General features: G+C 54.9%; 4 protein-coding genes. All 4 read right to left on the reverse strand.

Translation table 11 applies throughout. The features are described 5' to 3' along the window. The coding region (locus KDK17_RS08360) for a hypothetical protein (RefSeq protein ID WP_257287845.1) at positions 1-310 on the reverse strand (310 nt) is incomplete at its 3' end. Positions 311-510: 200 nt separating this feature from the next. Continuing rightward, complete coding sequence (locus KDK17_RS08365; RefSeq protein WP_257287846.1) at positions 511-2,259, reverse strand: ankyrin repeat domain-containing protein; 1,749 nt, start codon at positions 2,257-2,259, stop codon at positions 511-513. A gap of 159 nt (positions 2,260-2,418) precedes the next feature. Next, on the reverse strand, positions 2,419-4,029 hold the full coding sequence (locus tag KDK17_RS08370) for an ankyrin repeat domain-containing protein (RefSeq protein ID WP_257282296.1): 1,611 nt from the start codon (positions 4,027-4,029) through the stop codon (positions 2,419-2,421). 86 nt (positions 4,030-4,115) lie between these two features. Continuing rightward, a partial coding sequence (locus KDK17_RS08375; RefSeq protein WP_257287847.1) for an ankyrin repeat domain-containing protein occupies positions 4,116-5,602 on the reverse strand: 1,487 nt, incomplete at its 5' end.

A 5,602-nucleotide genomic window follows, 5' to 3' on the forward strand; every position in this document is an offset into this window, starting at 1 on the left:
CCCCTTCAAAACAGGCACGATAAAACGTCTGATCGGGAAAAAATGTATCCTGGTGAGGTTCACCGGTGTTTAGATTCAACACAGGCATCGGGTTTTGTCGGCACATCGCGCAACGACGAGAGCCGATGGGGTGATCAACAAAATACTTCAAAATACAGTCCAGATCGAAGCGTTTGCCACAACATTGGGTTTTGACGACCACAGTCGCTACAGCTCGACCATGGAATTCGGCCAAACAAATGGGACAGAGAGGATCCTCCTGCGGTACTTGAGTATCCCCGGTGACAGGGGGGCGAGCAATGCCATCCATGATGAGAACATCTGTGTTAGTCAATGAGTGCTACGGATTGGACACAAGAAAAACAGGATAGTTCAGCTCTATGGCTAAAAAGTTTGCAGTGGCTAAACAATCTCACCTATTTCAAAAACTCATAAGACGGGAACACCTGAAAGCCGTGTTTAATGGATAATATAACGCCTTTCTTTTGTTTTCTTCCTTGCCTTTGTTTTCTATCTCGCCCCGGCTTCGGTCAGGACTTTCATGCAGTCGCTATGGCCCATCTCCGTTGCCATGGAGAGTGGGGTGGTGCCACTCGACGAGGCGGCGTTGATATCAGCCCCGGCGTTGATCAGGATTTTCGCGCAGTCAGTATTGCCTTTCGCAGCAGCGACGAACAGTGAGGTGGCGCCATTCGAGAAGGCAGCGTTGAGATCCGCCCCGGCTTCGATCAGGGCCTGCAGGCAGCCGGTCTTATTTTCCCAGGCAGCTATCAGTAGCGGGTTGGCGCCATTCGACAGGGCGGCGTTGAGATCCGCCCCGGCTTCGATCAGGGCTTGCACAATGTCGGTATTGCCCGTCTCGGCTGCGATGAACAGCGGGGTGGCGCCACTCTCGGTCCGGGCGTTGAGATCCGCCCCCGCTTTGATCAGGGCTCTCACGCAGTGAGTATTGCCCTTCCAGGTTGCGACGGACAGTGGGTTGGCATCATCCGACCGGGCGGCGTTGAGATCCGCCTTGGCTTCGATCAGGGCTTCCACGCAGTCGGTATTATTCTTCAGGCAAGCGAGGAACAGCGGGGTGGAACCGTCCGAACAGCTGAGGTTGAGATCGGCCTTGGCTTTGATCAGGGCTTTCACGCAGCCGGTGCTATTTTGTTGGGCAGCGATGGACAGCGGGGTGGCACCATCCGAAGTCCGGGCGATGTTGAGATCCGCCCCGGCTTCGATCAGGGCTTGCACGATGTCGATGTTATTTTCCTGGGCAGCGATGAACAGCGGAGTGACGCCATCCGGTGTCTGGGCGGCGTTGACGTCCGCCCCGGCCTTGATCAGGGCTTTCACGCAGTCGGTATTGCCCTTCCCGGCAGCGATGAACAGCGCGGTGGCGCCATCCTCAGCCCGGGCAGCGAGATCTGCTCCGGCTTCGATCAGTGCTTCCAGGCAGTCGATATTGCCCTTCTCGGCAGCGACGTAGAGCGGGGTGGTACCATCGGAACAGGCAGCGTTGAGATCTACCTTGGCTTCGATCAGGGCTTTCAAGCAGTCGGTGTTATTTTTCTGGGCAGCAATGTACAGTGGGGTGACACCATCCGGACGGGAGAGGTTGAGATCCGCCTTGGCTTTGATCAGGGCTGTCACGCAGTCGATATTGCCCTTCTGGGCCGCGATGAACAGCGGGGTGGTGCCATTACTCCAGGTAGCGTTGGGATCCGCCCCGGCTTCGATCAGGGCTTGCAGACAGTCGGTGTTATTTTCCTGGGCAGCGATGAATAGCGGGGTGGCACCATCCTCAGTTCGGGCGGCGTTGACGTCCGCCCCGGCCTCTATCAGGCATTGGATCACCGCCGTGTGCCCGTTAGCAGATGCCAGCATCAAGGCATTGAGATCATCAGTCATAACGGCATTGACATTGATTCCTTCTGCCAGTGACTTCTCCACCTGATCCAAATCCCCGTTAACACAGGCATCATAAAACGTATGATCGGGGAAAAATGGATCCGGGTGAGATTCACCGGTGTTCTTATTCAACATAGGCATGGGGTCTTGCCGACACATCGCGCACTCGCGTGAGCCGATGGACTGTTGAACAAAACACTTCGAAACACAGTCCAGATCGAAGAGCTTGCCACAACACCGGGCTTTGACGATCACGGGCGCTACGTCACGGCCATGGAAGTGAGCCAGACAAATAGGACAGGGTTCGTCCTCCGGCGCTACGACAGCGTCCCCGGGGACAGAGTTGCGAGTAATAGCATCCACAAGCAAAACATCTGTGTTATTCAATAAGTAATACGGATTAGATGCAAGAACACTCCAATAGTTCAGCTTTGGTTCAGCTCTTATGGCTAAAAAGTTTGCAGCGGCTAAATAATCTCCCATTTCACACACTCAGAAGATGGGAACAGCTCAAAGCTGCGTTTACTGGATAGCACAAGAACTTTCTGGTTCTTTTCTTTCCCTCCTTGTCCGGGTTTTGGGAAGGGCTTCCAGGTCGGTATTGTCCAACTCCGTTACGGCGGACGGCGGGGGGGTGTCAAGATTCGCCCCGCCGTCGATCAGGAGTTGCACGCAGTCGGTATTGTCCATCTCAGCAGCTATGGAGAGCGGTGTGGCGCCATTCGGCAGGGCGGCATTGATATCTGCCCTGGCTTTGATCAGGAGTTTTACAATGTCGCTATGGCCCCTCAGGGCAGCGATGAGCAGCGGGGTGGCGCCATCTCTGGCCCGTGCGTTGATATCCGCCCTGGCTTTGACCAGGGCTTTCACGCAGTCAATGTTATTTTCCTGGACAGCAATGAGCAGCGGGGTGGCGCCATCTTCATTCCCGGCGTCGAGATCTGTCTCGGCTTCGATCAGAGCTTTTACGCTGTCGGTATTGCCTTTTGCTGCAGCGATGAACAGCGGGGTGCCGCCGCCGTTTTTAGTCATGGCGGCGTTGGGGTCTGCCCCACCGTTGATCAGGTCTTTCACGCATTCGGTATTGCCTTTCTGGGCAGCGACGAACAGCGGGGTAGCACCATCCGACGAGGCGGCGTTAAGATCCGTCTCCGGTTTGATCAGGATCTTTACACAGTCAGTGTTGTTTTCTTGCACAGCGATGAGCAGCGAGGTGGCGCCATTTTTAGTCCGGGCGTTGAGGTTCGCCCCGGCTTCGACCAAAACTTTCACGCAGCCGGCATTGCCTTTTGCAGCAGCGCCGTACAGTGGGGTAGTGCCATCCGACGAGGCAGCGTTGGGATTAGCCCCGGCGTAGATCAGGGCTTTCACGATTTCGATGTTATTTTCCTGGGCGGCCAAGTACAGTGCGGTGTAGCCATATGGAGTCTGGGCATCGATATCCGCCTCGCCTTCGATCAGGGCTATCACGCAGTCGGTATTGCCCATCTCGGCTGCGACGTGGAGTGGGGTGGCGCCAAGCTTGGTCCGCGCGTTGAGATCCGCACCGCCGTTGATCAGGACTTTCACGCATTCGGTCTTACCCTTCCAGGCTGCGATGAACAGCGAGGTGGCGCCATTCCTGGCGCGGGCGGCGTTGATGTCCGCTCCGGCTTTTATCAGGCCTTCAACGATCGCTATGTGCCCTTTACCAGATGCCAACATCAAGGGATTGTAATCATCACTCCTGAAGACATTGACATTAACTCCCTCTGCCAGTGACTTCTCCACCTTATCGAACTTTCCGCCAAGACAGGCAGCATAAAATGTCTGATCGGGGAAAAATTGATCCGGGTGATATTCACCGGTGTTCTTATTCAACATAGGCATGGGGTCATGCCGACACATCGCGCACTGGCGTGAGCCTATAGATTGTTGAACAAAATACGTCGAAATACAGTCCAGGTCGAAGTGCTTTCTACAACATTGGGCTTCGACGATCACCGGTGCTACATTTCGGCCATGGAAGTGAGTCAGACAAATAGAGCAGGGTTCGGCCTCCGGCGTTACGACATTGTCCCAGGGGAAAGGGGTGTGAGTAATGGCATCGATAAAGTGAGTAATGGCATCCATAAAGTGAGTAATGGCATTCACAAGCAGAACCTCCGTATTATTGAATGAGTAATACAGTTGGACACAAAAACAGTACAAAAATTCAATTCTATGGCTATGAACGTCCCCTACCTTCTCTCAGCCCCGGTCAGGGCTATCACGCAGTCGGTATTGCCCATCTCGGTCGCGATGGACAGCGGGGTGGCGCCATCCCAGGTCCGCAGGGTGTTGAGATTCGCCCCGGCGTCGATCAGGAGTTGCGCGCAGTCGGTATTGCCCATCAGGGCAGCGATGAACAGCGGGGTAGCGCCATCGGACAAGGTGACGTTGATATCTGCCCTGGCTTCGATCAGGATTTTCAGGCAGTCGGTATGGCCCTTCAGGGTAGCGATGAGCAGCGCAGTGGCGCCATTCTTGGTTCGTGCGTTGAGATCTGCGCCGGCTTGGATCAGACGTTTCACGATGTCTGCATGGCCTTCCTGAGCAGCGATAAACAGCGAGGTGACGCCATTCTTAGTCCGGGTGTTGACATCTGCTTTGGCTTCAATCAGGGCTTTCACGCTGTCGGTATTGCCTTTTGCAGCAGTGATGAACAGCGGGGTGGCGCCATCCTTAGTCTGGACATTGAGATCCGCCCCGGCTTCGATCAGGAGTTTCACTATGTCGGTATGACCCCTCTGGGCAGCGATGAACAGCGGGGTGGCACCATCCGGACGGGGGAGGTTGAGATCCGCCTTGGCTTTGATCAGGATTTTCACGCAGTCGGTGTTATTTTCCCAGGCGGCAATGAACAGCGAGGTGGCGCCATCCTTATCCCGGGCGTTGAGGTTCGCATTAGCTTCGATCAGGATTTTCAGACAGTCGGCGATATTTTCCCGGGCAGTCAAGAGCAGTGCGGTGTTGCCATTCTTTGTCCGGGCGTTGAGATCCGCCCCGGCTTGGATCAGGCGCTCGACGATGTCCCTGTGTCCCAGGCAGGATGCCAACATCAAGACAGTGAAATTATCATCCATAACCGCATTGATATTGACTCCTTCTGCCAGTAAATTCTCCAACTGATCCAAATCCCCCTCAAAACAGGCAAGATAAAGCGCCTCATCGGGGAAAAATGTATCCGGGTGAGACTCACCGGTTTTCTCATTCAGCATAGGCATCGGGTCTTGCCGGCACATTGCACACCGGCGAGAGCCGATGGGCTGATCAACAAAACACCTGGAAATGCAGTCCAGATCAAAGCGATGGCCACAACACTGGCTTCTGACGACCACGAGCGCTTCGTCACGATCATGGAAGTGAACCAGACAAATAGGACAGGGATCGGACTCCGGCGATGCGTCAGTGTCCATGGGGACAGTGGGTTGAGCAATGTCATCCATAAGTTGTACATCCACGTCAGTCACATGACCTGCGCACTCCGGGCCGCGTCCATTGTCCAAATATGGGCATGAGCTTTGTTCGGGCGTTGCGCCTGTGTGGCCGGTCGAATTTTCTGCGGAATTCATCGACCACTCAGTGGACCCACTGCTATCGGATGATGTTCGGAATTGACAAACGCCATGGCAGGGAGAGACGAAACAATTTAAATCCAAAGAATGCAGAGATTGTTGAGGGCCTC

Source organism: Endozoicomonas sp. SESOKO2, from assembly GCF_024606245.1.
GTDB lineage: Bacteria > Pseudomonadota > Gammaproteobacteria > Pseudomonadales > Endozoicomonadaceae > Endozoicomonas_A.